Origin of the sequence: Paenibacillus sp. FSL L8-0494, assembly GCF_038003695.1 — a bacterium.
Taxonomy (GTDB): Bacteria; Bacillota; Bacilli; order Paenibacillales; family Paenibacillaceae; genus Paenibacillus_AQ; species Paenibacillus_AQ odorifer.
This window is the reverse complement of sequence record NZ_JBBOPQ010000001.1, coordinates 3437437-3453471: the sequence shown is the minus strand read 5'-3', so window position 1 is coordinate 3453471 and position 16035 is coordinate 3437437. Positions and strand designations below refer to the sequence as shown.

Sequence of the window (16035 nt, the reverse complement as noted above, 5' to 3'; positions counted from 1 at the left end):
TACATTGCAAACAGTAAGGCCATACCTAATTTCTCACTCACTCTAGTTTAGTAATTGTATAATTTCTTCCACAGAGTCCTTGGCAAGGATCTGCACAACAATCTCTTTATCCTCTATCAATGATCCTAGCTTTTTATACATTTTATCTAGGTCGACATTGTTTCCTTCTTTAATGTTTAATAAACAAATTAATTGCACCATTTGCTTATCATTCCAACGAATAGGACGTTTTAACGTACAGATTGTCCAAAAGGTTTCCGAGGTAACTGGAAGTGAAGGATGTGGAACAGCGACAAGATTTCCAAAACTAGTGGGTGCATAGGACTCCCTTTCAACTACTAAGGATTCATAATGCTCTGGTACAAGCCCTTGTTTTGTTAGCTCATTGCTTAAAAAATGAATCACACTTTCCTTTGTGGTAAATTCTTTTTTCACGAATACTCTAGATGCGTCAAGGTAAGAATGAGTTTCTGCCACCTGTTCTGAAGACAATAAGACGTCCTTGATTCTTTTGAGGTCTTTAGCTTCTAAAAAGGTATTTACAACATAGACGGGAATACATATATCTTCATTGATCGGAACTGTACTGATAATAAAATCAATCGAGGATAGGTCCGTTTCTGCTAATTTGTAAAAACTAATTGTGTCTACAATCTGCAATAGATTCTCAAATGAATTGATCAATCGGTAATAAAGTAATTTGGCACTTCCAACACCGGACGCACATACAAGAATAACTCGTTTTATTTTTTTGTTTTTATTTTTCATTCTTTCTAAAGCAACCCCAATGTGCAAAGCAATGTAAGCAACTTCATGTTCTCCAACTTCTAAATCCAAATAGTAGTTAATACATTTACTCGCAATAAGTGCTCCTTCGAATGCGGCTGGAAAACTCGTCTTAATATCATTCAACAGAGGATTTCTAAAATTCATGTTGTATCTTAACCTATTCATCGCAGGCCTAATGTGAAGGGTCAGGGCTTGAATAAATTCATGGTCATGGCCAAAATCCCAATTCAACTCAGTTTGTAAACTTTTCAAAATACAGCTGACAATGGAGTCCACTTCATCGAACTTACTGTATTCCGTTAAATTTTCTTTCGGCAGCAACTTTGTTCCAACTAAATGGATGATAATATAATTAATCTCTGAATCAGAAAAGAGCAAATCTGTGAACTCTTCTATGTCTTTAACAATTTCATGGGCAACAATTTTTTCAAACGGGTACTCTTCCATAAGATTTACCGACGGTTCTTCGATTAAAAATCCCTCTTCGATACGTTTACAAGCTATTATTAAGTGAATAGCGAGGTTTTCCAAGGAAATATCTGAAATCTCAATTTTGTATTTATTTACTTTGCCAATGATAATTTCTTTAATTTTCGTGTATACCTCTTTGTCAAACAAAGTAAAGTTATCGAGGGTCGGATCGGAGTTTTCTTCTCTTTTGTATAAAAAATTGGACAAACATATTCGTTTCTTAAATTCATCGCCCTCTATAAACAGGCCATAATGAGGCCGATTAACTAAATTCAGGTTGTATTTTTCCAGTATCTTACGCACTTCTTTTAGATCGTTTTGGATTGTTGATTTAGATACAAACATCTCATCTTCAATAGTGACCAACTTGATATAGTTATTTTCTAATAAAAAACGGCTCAACAAATAAAAAACCCTATTATCTTGTTCTGAAAAATCAAATGTAGAATGACTGATTTTATCATTAGTTAACTCATGTAATTTTTGAGAGAATGTATCTTTATCGATGATTCTTATAACGAAGCCTTTCCCACGAATCAATTCTATTTTCAGGCCTAATACGGAAGATATATTTTGTAGTTCCTTTAAATCATTACGGATCGTTCGATCGCTAACATTCAGTTCCTTAGAAATCCATGCAGCTGTGACAGGTTGATTAGAATTAATTAAATATAAAAGTATTTCTTTTTGCCGTTTTGAAAACAATTCTATCCCTCTTTCTTATCCAGAGTATGAATATGAGCTAATATTAACTGAAGCATACATTTACATACATTTGCTCATTTTTTTATATCGGTTACAATATCACTTCCTAAGAAAATTTGATAGTGTTCTTACAGTACCAAACGAAACAGGCGTCCTCATTTAAGAAGACACCTGTTTGAATTTCAGCCAGGTTATCGAGTCATAGGCAATGATTTTGCGGGTTAACTCAACTTCTGCTGTAGTATAATTGCTAGTTCTTCTGCTGAATCCCACACAATAGGACGAATATCCTTAAGCTGTACAAAAAGTTTATCCGCCTCAATACTGTTTACGGTCCATAATACGGGTATGTTTAAACCAAGTGCATATCCCGCCGAAAAATACACCTCTGGGGATTGTCCCGTTAAATCTGCGATAATCAGTTTGCTATCTGCGATTTGTTCCAACTCGTATTTTTCACCGTTCTGAGTTTTCGTATGTGTTAATAAGCGCGGAAGAAAACCACACTGCTCTATTTTGGGCAATAACTTCTCCAGCCATGTTGTAGACAAATTCTCTTCATCCGACACGAGCACGAGACAAGGTTTTAGTTTCTTACCTCCAGCGCTTTCCGCAGCTTCATTCCAGCCGGTTTCAGTAAGCTTAAAGGTCATGCCTTCCCTGATCAGAAGCTGATCACTTATCAACTTGTCTATGATATATACCAGCTCTTGCAGATTGGGAGAATACGTCAAGTTATAGCTGCTAGAGAGGGGTTGAATGACAACCGCTTCCCCCGGGCCTTCAGAATGTCTATATAAATATTGCAGTAGACGGTTTCCTTTATCTTCAATGCTCACAGGTATTTTGGGTGAATTTACAATGGACTCTAAATCATCAGCAGATATAGTGATCTTCTCATCACAATCAGTCAGCTCACGTATGTAAGCCGATACTACATGCAGCATATCGCGTTTCTTTTGATGCGGGAGTGAATTAATGGGTTCGTAGCTGTCTCTACGTAGACTATAAAACCCGCCTGGTGAACAAGAACAGCCTATATATCTATCGTTATCGCCTTCTGGTTCAATGGAAACAATCTCATCACAGAACAAACAGTGTTTCTTAATCATGACAACTTTTCACCTCTTATTAAGTGTTAGCCTCTACCTTACCAAGATTTTTTTGAAAAGTAGACAAGAAGATATTTCCTGTAGCAGGTTATCCTAAGGCGTAAACGTAATATTTTGAGGCTCCATAGAAGCATTTATACAATAAAAAACCGACATAGGAATCAGCTGTAAACTGAACCTTCTGTCGGTTGATATAAGCTTGGAGCCAGGCATTTAGGATTGAGATAAACCTTCTATAACTTTATCAATATTCCATTTGATCATCTTAATGTATGTGTCGCCCTCTTCGCCTTTCTTAGCTAAAGAATCGGTGAAAATCTTAGAATGTATCGGTACTCCCGTTTCATTTGCGATAGTTTCCATTGTTTTTGGATTTACGCTAGTTTCCAGAAATAATGCAGGCACTTGATTTTCATCAATGATCTTAATTATGTTTTTCATTTGTTCTGGCGTTCCTTGACTATCCGTATTGATCTCCCAGATAAAAGCCGATTCAAATCCGTAAGCTTTAGAAAAATATTTGAATGCTCCTTCACTGGTAACAAGGATACGTTTCTCTTGTGGAATTTTTTCGACTGCTTCTTTTGCATATTGATCCAATTCATTCAGTTTCTTAACATATTCTGATTGATTATTAAGATAAAATTCTTTGTTGTCGGGATCTTTTTCGATTACACGTTTAGTGATAATATCTACATATTTTATTGAATTCTGAATATCCAGCCAGGCATGAGGGTCAACCTGAGTTTCTTTTCCTTTTTCTGTTAGGTACATTGGAGATACTTCATCTGAGACTGCAAAAGCAACATCCTTTTTATTAGTCACATCTAGAAGATCTTGAAACCACCCCTTACCTGTTTCTAGGTTCAAACCGTTATAAAACACTAAATCTGCGCTAGAAACCTTACTTGTATCCTTGGGTAATGGATCGTACATATGCGGATCTGTTCCGATGGGTACCATACTGTAAACTTCAGCCTTCTCCCCTACAATGTTTTCGGTCATATCAGCGATAATGGAGTATGTTGCAACAATCTGCAGCTTATCATGGTCTGCATCTCCTTCACTAACCTTTGAGCATGCGGTAAGAAGTACGATAAACATTGTCAAAGAGAGTATTTTTATGGTCTTCATCTTTGTTTCAACCCTTTCCTGAAAAAATTATTTTTTGGTGAGATTATAAATGAAATTCCGAACATACTTACGCCGACCAGAACAATCGTCGCACTTGTAGGTAAATTGAATTTAAAGCTTACAATTACACCTATAATCCCGGATACAGCGCCGATTGTAGAAGCTAGGATAATCATGTGGAACAGCTTATTCGTCCAGAGATAGGATGTAGCAGCCGGAATAACCAGCATTGCAATCACAAGCACAATTCCTACTTGAGATAACGAAGATACGGTAACTACAGATAGGAGCATCATCAATAAATAATGATAGAACCCTGTTTTTAACCCATAGGCTTTGGAAACAACCGGATCAAATGAACTCATTAAAAGCTCTTTATACAGCAATGAAATGATGGCAATAACAACAAGCATAATAATAAAGGATTGCATTAACTCCGACTGTGGGACGGCCAGAATATTACCAAATAGAATGTGAGTTAGATCAAGCCCGCTTTTGGCGAAAGTAATTAGGACAATGCCTAGCGCAAAAAATGAGCTAAGAATAATGCCAATAGAAGTGTCACTTTTAATATTGCTGCGACTTGTTATAAATTGAATGAGAACTGCTGCTAATAGTCCAAACAGTGAAGCTCCAAGAAGGATGTTGATTCCTAAGATATAAGATAACGCCACCCCGGGTAACACCGCATGTGATAACGCATCTCCCATTAATGACATCTTTCTGAGCACAATAAAGCTTCCTAAAACCCCTGATACAATTCCAAGAATGATAGCAGATAATCCCGCGTTAAGTGCATATATTGGAATGTTTAATACCCCTGAGAAATAATCAATCATGATCTGTCGCCCCCATCCCTTTGATCACCAGATTACCTAAGGAGGCACCATAGGCGCTGAGGATATTCTCTGGCGTAAAGGTGTCTTTAACGTCACCAAAAGCAATTAATTTCTTATTGAGAATGATGACTTTGTCAAAATATTCTTCGACCTCATGCAAATCATGATGAACGATGAGTATGGTTTTCCCTTCTTCGCGAAGTTGTTTTAGCAGCTTTACAATGATTTTCTCACTGACTAAATCTATGCCTACAAAAGGTTCATCTAAAAAAAATACATTTGCTTGTTGTGCAAGTGCCCTGGCGATAAAAACTCTTTGGAGTTGTCCCCCGGACAGATTGCTGATTTGTTTATTTGCAAGATCACTTATATCCACCATCGCCATACATTCCTCGACTCTTTGCCGCTCTGTTTTTCCGGGACGCTGGAAGATTCGCAAATTAGGGTAAGTTCCAGTCAGCACTGTATCCCTTACCGTGATTGGAAAAGAAAGATCAATGTCATTCTTTTGCGGCACATATGCGATCTTCCGTTTGTACTCAGAAATATCTTTTCCCTCCACCATAACTGATCCTGTTCTCTTCTTTATCACCTCTAACAAAGACTTGATAAATGTAGATTTCCCGGCACCATTTGGTCCGATAATTCCGATTGCATACCCAAAGGGAATATCAATATTTACATTTTCTAGTGCAGAATTACCGAAATAATCTACGTTTAGGTTTCTGATTTCAATCATAAAAAAAACTCCTTATCTCTGTTAAGTTCATATGTAGCACTGTTCTGTTCACCCGGTTAATTTATTTCCTAATAGAAACAATGATTCCTTTGGTTCAATTTGTTTCCCTCGGTAAACATTTATTCTTATATACAATATATTTACCCAAGGGCAATATGTCAACAACAATCCTTAAATCAACAAAAAAAAGAACCCAAGTGATTTGAGTTCTTTTTCATTATTACAATATAAAAATATCATAGTTGCAGTAGTTTTAAACATCTAGGCTGCATCAAATAACCCCCTGTAATAAGCTCTGCCTGCAATTGAATCGTATATTCTCCTGCCGTGGGGAGATACAGTTCACCTACTTGAAAGCTTTGAAAATTATTAACCTCATCGGTAGAAATAACTTTAGCTTGCAAAATTTGATCCGCAGCCTTGATGAGGTAGACTCCGCCACCGCCATTCTCTCCTTCTTCGCTGCGATATGCGATACTAACTTGAAATCTTACCGGACCTAATGTCCGGACATGCCAAACTGTGGTATCCTCTCTATCCTTCCAGTCCAACAAATTATCATGGTCTTTTTTTCCTGTATCGTAACGGAGGGTTGGACCAAAGATCTCGCTTTCAAATACCCCCAATTCTAGTAAGGTATCTTCTCCAAAGTCCAATAATCGGACTGGATTACCTTCTACAGGTTCTGCACAGACAATTGCGATGACCAGCGGCATGTTGTTAGAATTTTCGGCAAAGTTCGGTAAGCTGGGGAGTTCGACTTCCAGATCCTGCTCAGATAGCTTTGTGAAAAACAGCTCCTCCCCTCCATCTAAAGCAAATACCTTTTGAACAGCGGTCTTCAGACCGGGAACGATTAGCTTATTTCTCTTCTTAAGATTGAAAACATGCAGATATAATGTGTTTCCTTTCAAAGTGCATCTACCCCAAGACGGTTTGGCTGTGGGCGATTCTCCAGCACCGTAAATGCTATCCCCATTGGTATTTAACCAATCTCCTACTTCAAGCAAAATGGATTCGGATACTGGATCCCATTCCCCTGTCGCTGTTGGGCCGATATTGATAACCAGATTCCCATTTTTGCTTACAACATCGATGATCTGGCGGATGATAGTTACAGGAGATTTCCAATGGTGATCGGATCTCTTATACCCCCATGAGTCATTTAACGTAATAATATTCTCCCAGTACTTACCAAGGTTACGAGTCGTAAGTTGATTATCAGATGTATTTGAATAATCTCCAAGTGGTGCTTTCCATACTCTGCTATTGACCAAACAATCTGGCTGAATTGCATGAACCGCCGCCAAAAACGCTTCTCCTTGCTCACGGGTCAGTTTGCCCCCGCAATCAAACCACATTAAACCAACTTTTCCGTAGTCCGTCAGCAGCTCACGGACTTGAGGGATTGATTTGCTGTGCAAATATCGTTCAAAGCGGGTGTGTTTATCGATATCATTTAACCAAGTTTGAACGTCATCATAAGCGCCGATATTCAGTGGATAATCCCAGGTATTCCCTTGAGAGTCTGGATCATGCCAATCCATCGCATGGGAGTAGTAAATTCCGAGTACCATTTCTTCCGCACTACATGCCTCCATTAGTTCCCGAAGGGGGTCACGGCCTAATGAGGTGTGCTTGACGATCGAATATTCGGATACATTCGAGTCATACATCGCGAAGCCGTCGTGATGTTTAGCTGTAAAGATGATATATTTTAGGCCAGCACGCTTGGCAGTCCGCACCCACTTCATTGCATCAAAAGCTGATGGACTGAACGCTGCGGCCATTTCCTCATATTCAGCAACTGGGATCTTCGCGCGTAGCATAATATGCTCACTGTAAGAAGCTTGTATTTCTTTTCCCTTCCATTCACCCGCAGGCAGGGCATAAGGTCCCCAGTGAATAAACAAGCCGAGCCTTGCTTCCTGCCACCATTCCATACGCCGAGCCTGCTCGTTATCTATCGGAGTGTCGACCGACTGTATACTATACGGATCATCGAGAAGGTTTTCTGTTGTTTTTCCGTTCCTTACCATAACTGAAGAACGGCTCCGCGGAGTTTAGAAACAGCCTCGACGAAGAAATAATCGCCATAGATCAGTGGCGTATCAATATGCACACCCCCTGGAAGATTGGATGTTCCAGAAAGAATCAATCCCTCCTCTTCCGGAATGTCCCAAGCCCCATAATTCTCATAAAGTGAGCGAACGATTTGTTCTGCTGCTCGGAGGTAAAAAGAGGCTTCTGCCTGTGGTACGATCTTTGCCAGCTCGATCAAGCCACATGCCGCACATGCACCAGCAGAGGTATCACGCGGCTTTTCGCCTGCATCAGGTGCCCTGAAATCCCAGTGAGGTACATGATCCTCCGGAAGATTAGCCAAGAAGAAGTGCGCAGCTCTTTTAGCTCCCGATAGAAACTTGTTCTCTCCGGTATAGTGATAAGACAAAGTAAGACCGTAAATCATCCATGCGCTGCCCCGTGCCCAAGCGGATTCTTCCGCATAACCTTGGCCGGCCATAGCGCCGATTTTTTCTCCTGATTCCGGGTTGAACTGCAGAATATGATAACTTGATCCATCTGGACGTAAAAAATGCTCCACTACCGTTTCCGCATGCGCAGCGGCGATATGCCGGAAACGCGGATCCTCTGTAACTTCCGATGCCCAGTATAATAAGGGCAGATTCATTACAGTATCAATGATGGACCATCCCGCCCGGTTTATCTTCTCCGTGTCATGCCAGGCTCTGATAAATGACCCTTTCAGGTTAAAGCGGCTGGCCAGTTGAGCGGCAGCCATCAACCCGCGCTGCTTGGAGCGTTCATTACCAGTCACGCGGTAATTGGCCAAAGCTGAGAGTGTCCATATAAAACCGGCATCATGATGTACGGAAAGAGCATAAAGAGGTTCATCCAGTTTCTCTTCAATTTGCTCGGCGATTTCTTGCAGCGCCGGATAATTCCCCTCTGCGGCAATCTGCCACAAAATACCCGGCCAGAACCCTGCTGTCCACCACGATGGACGCATGTTATCGTATACTCCGCTCACGGAAGCATGCGGAAAACTAACGCCAATTCGCTTACTAGTCTTTTCCACTTTATTTACAATTTGTTGCCATGCGCTATCCCCCCATTCCAGAGTTGACTCCGAAATTACCAGTTCGCGAGTTTGTTGAGTTGGTATTACATCTCCCATTTTAGTACCTCCTGTTAACATTGATGATATTTATGAAATTCAACCTCTTAAAGCGTTGTCCTTAGTGGAATGACCATATTCCAAGTGTGCTTCGCATTTCGGAACCCTCCCGGTCCATCTGCTACTGCAGCGAATAAATGGGTAGGAACCCCTTCCTGAAATAATAGGAACGGACGTTCAAAGCTGCCCATCCACTGCACAGTGCCGTCCTCCCAGAGAACCCGCCGGGAATACGATTGCGTTGAATCAGCCAGCTGCCAGTCGGTTCCATCCGTAGATGATGCAAATATCCCACCGTGCTTTTCTCCACATATCCGGCCATCCATATCCTTGGCGATCATTTGGTACCCGTCCGCGGACCGCCAGATAAATGGATCTTCAATATGGGACCGCTCTGGTGGAAACAGAGGTGCGTTGTTAATTACTCTATATGGCCCTTCGTCCTTAGATGAACCGGCAATGCCAAGCGTCATCTGTCCATAGGAATTGCCTTCGTATTTGCGGGCTTTATATACCAATAGCAAGGAGCCATCTTCGCGGATACAAGGAGCCGGATTGGATGTGAGGAAGCTGTCGAACCTGCCCGGACGTGTAGGCAGAATAGGTGCATCCATCCTTGTCCATGGTCCGAATACACTGTCGGCTACAGCTAGGCCAACACGTTTGTTGGCACGAGCGGCAATCACCCGATAGTCGTCAAGTTCCACTGTTTCATTAGGTTGCGGCTCAGCGAATGGATGAGTTGAGCCCATATAATACAACAGAAACTTATCGCCATACCGAAGGATATGCGGATTATGGGTGCTTCGTCCGTCCCAGTATTCCGCTCCCCTTGCGGGTAGTACGGTTTCTTCGTACGTATAGGGTCCTTCCGCGTTATCGGCAGATGCGCGGACAATTTCTGAGCGAAGTAACCATCCCGGATGCATCGGCAGCCATTTCGGCCAACGGGATGCGAATAAATGAAAACGCCCATCCTCGCCACGCACAGCTGATCCGCACCACACCCACCAATCCTCCATACGGAATCCTCCGTTCAAAGGAGCAGGCAACATTCGGTCCATTAATGAAAAAGTCATTTTCTCCCTCCATGGCTTATTGCTTAACATCCGTTAGTCTATAACGTTTAGCAGCACTGCCATGCAGCCATTCCGCAGCAATATCCAGCGCCTCATCCCGGCTGATCCAGCCTTCCGCTATTTGACTTTCCAAAAAGCGCGCAAGTATTTTTTTAACGATCAGCAGCTTGCCATATGTCCATTCGATACAGCGCGCATCCGAGACAATGAGCGAACACTTGAGCGGGGCGAGTGCCTCCAACCGATACTGCATGCTCTGCAAATAGGTACTGGGTCTGAAGTTATACCACCACATCCCGCCTACATGAACGTTAGGGAAATTCCATGCAGCCTGCACAACATCCAGGTTATTTAATTCCGAAGCCACCACCAGCTCAAACGGAATGGAATACCGTTCGAATAAACCGTACAGTTTAACAATCCGTAGCGAATCGTTAACTGGCGCAGCTGATGTATTACACCATCTGCGTTCGACGCCGAGAAACAACTGCAAGAACATTCCTCTTGCTTGCAGTTCCGAACAAATATGATGAAAGAGCAGCATCATGATTTCATCCGGTCCAGTTACGTTGCTAAGATTGTAAACATCATGAGCTTTGGCTTCAAAAGCTGGCAACGTAGTCATGATTCCTGGACAGCCCATAGTCTGATAAGACTGCAGCTGCTCGCTAATAAATTTTTTCGCTTGAGCATAAGCAGCCTCCCGGCTGGGATCATAGGAATCTGCAATATTCTTTGCCAGCTCAGGCAGCCAAGAGTCAATTCGAGGAATCAGTAGAGCATTTTCCCTCATGTGTGCAAAGTTGGCATGTTCCGGACGGTTTACAATAAACCGCTGCACATGCAGACGGTCAGCTACGTTCTGCGCCCAGCCGGGATCGTGACTTTGCTGTTTAATCGTTATATCCGCTTTGAACACCGACTCTGAATCTGTGATGGAGATACCGTACAGATCTTTCATGATTGCTGTAAAAGCACGATTCATCATCGTATTACGGGAAGCGTGGTAGGCGCTAACAAAAGAGTCAGCCCGTTTCTCTTTCGAAAGTTGGTCCGCATTCGCCGGATATCCTGCTGACTGAAGCTCTTGGTTCAACCAGAAATAATCGGCTATTTCCCAGAAGTCAGCCGCGTTTAGCTTATCGCCGACGAGATGGGTATGTGTATCGATTACAGGCAGACGCATGATTTCATCACACAATGAAGTTTGACTCATCGTTCTCCCTCCTAACTGGCAGGAAGCCCTTCGAATGAAGAGGCTTCCTAAGAATCTATCTATTTCCGGCTTTGCTGATTAAGGATTCCCTCATTATTTTTGTAGCGTTCTGTTGCTTCTTTTAAGATTTCTACGCCGCCTTTTTGCTTATATTCCTCGATGACTTTTGGGAAATCGCTAATCGGTTCTTTGCCATAAATCATTTTGACCATATGGTCTATGATCAATTTTGGTGCCTGATCGGGACGTTTGGAGGCAAGATCAGGGAACTTGCTAAAAGACTCCAGATCAGGTACAAATCCAATGCCCCCTAAACCTTCTTTGCTCAGCGTTTCATCCAATGCTTTCAAGACATCTTTACCACCCGAAAGCAGCTCAGTTCGTTCGCGGTTGATCGTTCCGTCCCCTACCCAGCGCAGCTGTGTGCGGAATTTCTCTTCATCTTGGGCAGCCTTGTTCTCTGGCAGCTTATAATCAACTTTTCCGTCTTTTACCGTGTAATTCTCGCCTTCAATCCCAAAGCTATAGAAATTACTTGCTTCCGGGGTCTGCATCCATTCAAACATTTGAATAATCCGGGCAGCCTTTTCTTTACTGACCTTATTGTTGATATACAGTGAGGTATTGACCGAACTATACAAGCCATATCCTTTTTGTCCATTGTCACCGGTTGGCGACGAGATAATATCCACTTTCGCTTCCGGATTGGATGCGGCGATTTGGGTCCGGAAATCCAGTAGATTCTGCGCGTTAGCTGTCCAGATTCCTGCATTGCCTGCAGCAATATTTTCGCCATACTGCGCCGTCTGAATTGTTGCAAAATCCTTTTGAATGAGGCCTTCGTCATACATCGTTTTGTATACGTTCAGTGCTTTTTCCATATTCTCGGAATTATAAAATTTGGGTACGATCTCTCCATTATCCTCTGTAAACTGATAGCCAAGCGCGTCATATGCACCGAATGCGATATCTGCATATTTGAAGTTCTCACGCATCTGATAAGGCGCGCTCACACCGAGTTTCTTAAAAGCGCGTAGCACATTCAAGAAATCTTCAATCGTTACAGGTACCGGGAGACCGGTTTTCTCCAATAAATCTGTTCGGATAAAGGTGGCACGTCGAGACGGATTGCTGAGCCAAGTCGGGATGCCATATATTTTTCCGTCGTAGCTGACTTCATCCCATGCTTCCTGCGGGACAACCTTCATCAAGTTAGGCGCATTCTCCTTCAGCAGATCATCTAGCGGCATAAAAACACCAGCCTGAACCGATCCAGCCATCGATTTATCTGTAGCCCCTCCGACATTTTGAACCACATCCGGAATATCACCGCCTGCGAACATAACAGCCATTTTGGAATCAAAGTCCTTCAAAGGAATTAACTTAATGTCTAAATCGACATTCGCCCGTTTTTCCAACTCCTTGACCCACTTATCGGTGTTAATGTCTTTAGAACTTTCCGTGTAAGCGTTTCCGCTTGTGTTTAACGAAATACTAAATTTAAGCGGTTTTGATTCGCCTGCTGCATCGGCGTTACCGTCCGATGTTTCATTGCTTCCGCATCCTGCGACGAGACTTGATACAAGCGCCGTGGATAGGATCAGACTAACCCATTTTTTCATCTGGATAATCCCCCTTATTAGTATAAAAAGGTATTTGGTTTACCTGTACCCATCATAAAGCTGTATCATCAGCACTCCCATGGGGTGGATTATTATGGGATGTGTTTTTTTGTGATCGGTTGCCGTTATAAAAAAAGGCCATCCCAAAAAGTCCGCGGCTCGGACCTCAGGACAGCCTTTTGATCCTCGTTCTCTTCGGCGAGTAGCGCCTATGCGTTAAGCACTTGATGTTCCTTCCTTCCGGAAATCGGCATTCTCATGATCATGCGTGTTCCCCATTCTGGACTGCTTTCTACGTCAACACCGCATTCTTCCCCGAAGACAAGTTGTATCCGGCGGTGAACATTTTGCACACCGATGCCACCTGGGCTTCCTTTACCTTCATCCACATCGGCGAGTCGATTTTCGCTCAGTTTGAGGCGAAGTTCTTCAAGCCGCTCCGGGGTCATCCCGCTGCCATTATCCGTAATGCTGACCCAGAAGATATCGCCATCCTCTCCAGCATCAATCGTAATCGTGTGATGATCTTCAACACCATAACGAAAAGCGTGCTGGAACACATTTTCCACAAGTGGCTGTAAGGTCAGGCGGACCATTTTGCGCAGAAGCATTTCAGGCTTTATCCGCACATCGATTTCAAACGGCCTTCCGATCCGGTGATTGATAATGACCATATAATGGATGACATGCTTCAGCTCATTGGCCACGGTTATCTCTTCAAGATTGGTGCGCACCGAATAATGCAGCATGTAGGACAGGGCTCCGACAATTTCTGATATTTCATCTGAATCCTGAATTACTGCATAGCAGACCACCGTTTCGAGCGTATTATATAAAAAATGGGGGTTGATCTGTAACTGTAAGGATTGGAATTCGGCCTTCTGCCGCTCGGCTTCCACTTCCTTGTTCTTCAGTTCTGATTGATACACGGTGTCCACAAGCTCTGACAGGCGCGTTACCATCAGATTGTAACGAACGATAAGCCCAGTGACCTCATCCTGGCTTTTCGGAAGGGAGATTAATTCCCAATTTCCTTTTTCGGTCTGGCTCATTCCTTTCATCAGTATACGGATTGGTGTAGTAACAGACTTACCAAATCGGCTTGCCAGAAACAGCGCTATCATAAATGTCAAAATCGCGACAACAATAATATAATTCCGGATGGTAATTAGCGGCTTTTGCAGCTGAGTGTCTGGGATGGATACAACCAGATGCCAACCGGAATATTCCGCATTACGGCTGATATAAGATTTTTCCACTCCCTCTGCCGAACTGCGGAACATCGCCTCTCCTGCCTGCTCAATTTGCTTGCCAAGACTATCAGGAATCAACGTCCCTACTTTGTTTTGATCGTTATGATATTGAATCCTGCCTTCGCCATCTACAATAAAAAAATAGCTTTCGGGACCAAGATCGATTCCTTTCCATAACGTAGAGAGCTCCTCCGCTTTGACTTCGATGCCTACAAATCCTTTCATCTCTGGTGACTGAAGACCGCGAATGCTGCGGATTAAGGTCAACATCGGCGTTTGATCCCCACGGATACTGTAATTGATTACATTCAACTGTCCACTGACATCTGTATGTTCTTTGAAATACCTGATCTGTCTAGCGGTGTCTTCCTGTGTAAAAGATGGCGCTGAACCGCCATTATAATAATAAAGCGCATTCCCGGAATACCCGATAATATATAAGGCTTCAATCTCAGGATTGCGAATCCATACTGGTTCGACAATTGCATCGCGAATATCGGTCGTGTAGCGGTAATTTTCATATTCCTCACGGTCTGATGATAGGTCAATATATCTTTTAACTCTCAAATCCGTTAGTAGCGCCACGGTCGACCGTTGATAGGATGAAATATAGAGATTGGTATGATGAACTGCATTATTTACGATTTGAATCATCTGGTTTTCAGTACTTGCCTGCAATTGCTTGGCAGAAATGCTGTAGAAGGAAATCCCCAGCGCTGACAGGGAAAGTAAGATGACAATGGTAAAATAAAATAGCAGCTTCCGGCTGAGGGTTGCTCTCATTATTCAATGCCAAACGAAGCACGGTATTCCGAAGGTGACACACCCACGAGATTTTTAAACGTCTTCGTAAAATGGGGATAATCCTCGTAACCTACATGAATCGAGATATCACTGATTGTCATGGTAGGTACGGCAAGAAGTCTGCGCGCTTCCTCCATTCTTCTTCGGATCCGGTAGTGTACGAAGGTTTCCCCCGTCATTTTTTTGAATAATGCGCTGAAGTACGTGCGGGCAAGTCCCACCCGTTTGGCTACTTCTTCTAACGACACATCCTCAGCCAAATGTTTATCAATGAAAGCTTTTGCTTCTTCAACCGGGTCCTTATAGTTGCCTTTGCGAGTAAGTTGCAGCTCCGCAAGTATACCGTTTATTATCGCGACAAATGCTAACATCGTTTCTTTTTTCGTATTGGCGGCTTTCACATCTCCACAGCACCGGGACTGAGGCTTCCAGCCTCGGCGTTCCAAGCGATCTACGATCATTTGTAGACAATCATTCAGGACTGCATCCATGCTAAAGACGTTCAACCCTTCAAATAAACCGGATGTTTCTCTGTCATCAAGCAGACGGTTTGTCTCATCACGTTGCAGCAGCCAGATATGTTGTTCCAGCTGTTCGGCCCAATCCACGTATTTATGAACAGGAATAATGCTGCCTGTCATGCCTGATATCAGTTCTCTCAGCATATCATGCACATCCTGCTGGAGAACCGGCTTCAGTAAATACCGCTTAACGCCATAGGCCATTGCTCGTTGTGCATATTGAAAGTCATTGTACCCGGAAATGACTGCCACCTGGACATGACTGTAATCACGGTGAATTCGTTCACATAAATCAAGGCCATCCATCCGCTTCATGCGCAAATCTGTCAGCACTAAATGCGGTTCTAGCTTTTGGATAGTTTCTAAGGCTGCTTCACCGTCGTCGGCTGTATAAATCGCGGTGAATGAGACCGGATAACGCTGGACCATCTTCACCAATCCTTTTTGAATGACAGGCTCATCTTCTACAATCAATACTCGCACTTGTATCAAATCCCTTCCGGAATGGAATCAGAATCAGTTGTCTTGTGGTATGAAATTGATTTGAAGTTG

12 protein-coding genes are annotated in these 16035 nt (G+C 42.8%); all 12 read right to left on the bottom strand.

Translation table 11 applies throughout. The features are described 5' to 3' along the window. Window positions 1–42: 42 nt before the first annotated feature. The 12 genes from NYE35_RS15795 to NYE35_RS15740 all read right to left on the bottom strand — a co-directional run bounded on the left by NYE35_RS15795 (window position 43) and on the right by NYE35_RS15740 (window position 15966). Entirely contained in the window at window positions 43–1965 is a 1923-nt protein-coding gene (locus tag NYE35_RS15795) for a BglG family transcription antiterminator (RefSeq protein ID WP_038571012.1), read from the bottom strand. A 221-nt stretch (window positions 1966–2186) separates the two neighbouring features. Continuing rightward, entirely contained in the window at window positions 2187–3077 is an 891-nt protein-coding gene (locus NYE35_RS15790) for a hypothetical protein (RefSeq protein ID WP_339825737.1), read from the bottom strand. 213 nt (window positions 3078–3290) lie between these two features. Further along, window positions 3291–4211, bottom strand: a complete 921-nt coding sequence (locus NYE35_RS15785; protein WP_076099247.1) for a metal ABC transporter substrate-binding protein — start codon at window positions 4209–4211, stop codon at window positions 3291–3293. Then, window positions 4208–5050: a metal ABC transporter permease gene (locus NYE35_RS15780; protein WP_339810389.1), complete on the bottom strand. Its 843-nt coding sequence runs from the start codon at window positions 5048–5050 to the stop codon at window positions 4208–4210. Before NYE35_RS15780 ends, NYE35_RS15785 begins: the two co-directional genes overlap by 4 nt. Beyond that, window positions 5043–5786, bottom strand: a complete 744-nt coding sequence (locus NYE35_RS15775; RefSeq protein ID WP_283160366.1) for a metal ABC transporter ATP-binding protein — start codon at window positions 5784–5786, stop codon at window positions 5043–5045. Before NYE35_RS15775 ends, NYE35_RS15780 begins: the two co-directional genes overlap by 8 nt. A 239-nt stretch (window positions 5787–6025) precedes the next feature. After that, window positions 6026–7828, bottom strand: a complete 1803-nt coding sequence (locus NYE35_RS15770) for an alpha-L-fucosidase (protein WP_339825740.1) — start codon at window positions 7826–7828, stop codon at window positions 6026–6028. Beyond that, complete coding sequence (locus NYE35_RS15765) at window positions 7822–8988, bottom strand: glycoside hydrolase family 88 protein (RefSeq protein ID WP_341121594.1); 1167 nt, start codon at window positions 8986–8988, stop codon at window positions 7822–7824. The genes NYE35_RS15770 and NYE35_RS15765 overlap by 7 nt, the downstream gene beginning before the upstream one ends. A gap of 47 nt (window positions 8989–9035) precedes the next feature. Next, window positions 9036–10067 carry a glycoside hydrolase family protein gene (locus NYE35_RS15760; protein WP_341121593.1) on the bottom strand — a complete coding sequence of 344 codons (1032 nt, stop codon included), beginning with the start codon at window positions 10065–10067 and terminating at the stop codon, window positions 9036–9038. A gap of 16 nt (window positions 10068–10083) precedes the next feature. Further along, a complete protein-coding gene (locus NYE35_RS15755; RefSeq protein ID WP_076099251.1) occupies window positions 10084–11283 on the bottom strand; it encodes a glucuronate isomerase in 1200 nt (399 codons plus the stop codon). Between the two features lie 59 nt (window positions 11284–11342). After that, window positions 11343–12905, bottom strand: a complete 1563-nt coding sequence (locus NYE35_RS15750) for an extracellular solute-binding protein (RefSeq protein WP_036677873.1) — start codon at window positions 12903–12905, stop codon at window positions 11343–11345. A 209-nt stretch (window positions 12906–13114) separates the two neighbouring features. After that, window positions 13115–14941 (bottom strand): cache domain-containing sensor histidine kinase, encoded by a 1827-nt coding sequence (locus NYE35_RS15745; RefSeq protein ID WP_341121591.1) that lies wholly within the window; start codon window positions 14939–14941, stop codon window positions 13115–13117. Then, window positions 14941–15966, bottom strand: coding sequence for a response regulator transcription factor (locus tag NYE35_RS15740; protein ID WP_341121589.1), 1026 nt, complete (start codon window positions 15964–15966; stop codon window positions 14941–14943). Before NYE35_RS15740 ends, NYE35_RS15745 begins: the two co-directional genes overlap by 1 nt. Window positions 15967–16035: the final 69 nt, after the last annotated feature.

Excerpts from the sequence above, each read along its gene's own strand:
- NYE35_RS15790 (WP_339825737.1), bottom strand. The coding sequence starts at position 3,077 with ATGATTAAGAAACACTGTTTGTTCTGTGATGAGATTGTTTCCATTGAA.
- NYE35_RS15785 (WP_076099247.1), bottom strand. The coding sequence starts at position 4,211 with ATGAAGACCATAAAAATACTCTCTTTGACAATGTTTATCGTACTTCTT.
- NYE35_RS15780 (WP_339810389.1), bottom strand. The coding sequence starts at position 5,050 with ATGATTGATTATTTCTCAGGGGTATTAAACATTCCAATATATGCACTT.
- NYE35_RS15770 (WP_339825740.1), bottom strand. The coding sequence starts at position 7,828 with ATGGTAAGGAACGGAAAAACAACAGAAAACCTTCTCGATGATCCGTAT.
- NYE35_RS15765 (WP_341121594.1), bottom strand. The coding sequence starts at position 8,988 with ATGGGAGATGTAATACCAACTCAACAAACTCGCGAACTGGTAATTTCG.
- NYE35_RS15760 (WP_341121593.1), bottom strand. The coding sequence starts at position 10,067 with ATGACTTTTTCATTAATGGACCGAATGTTGCCTGCTCCTTTGAACGGA.
- NYE35_RS15755 (WP_076099251.1), bottom strand. The coding sequence starts at position 11,283 with ATGAGTCAAACTTCATTGTGTGATGAAATCATGCGTCTGCCTGTAATC.
- NYE35_RS15750 (WP_036677873.1), bottom strand. The coding sequence starts at position 12,905 with ATGAAAAAATGGGTTAGTCTGATCCTATCCACGGCGCTTGTATCAAGT.
- NYE35_RS15745 (WP_341121591.1), bottom strand. The coding sequence starts at position 14,941 with ATGAGAGCAACCCTCAGCCGGAAGCTGCTATTTTATTTTACCATTGTC.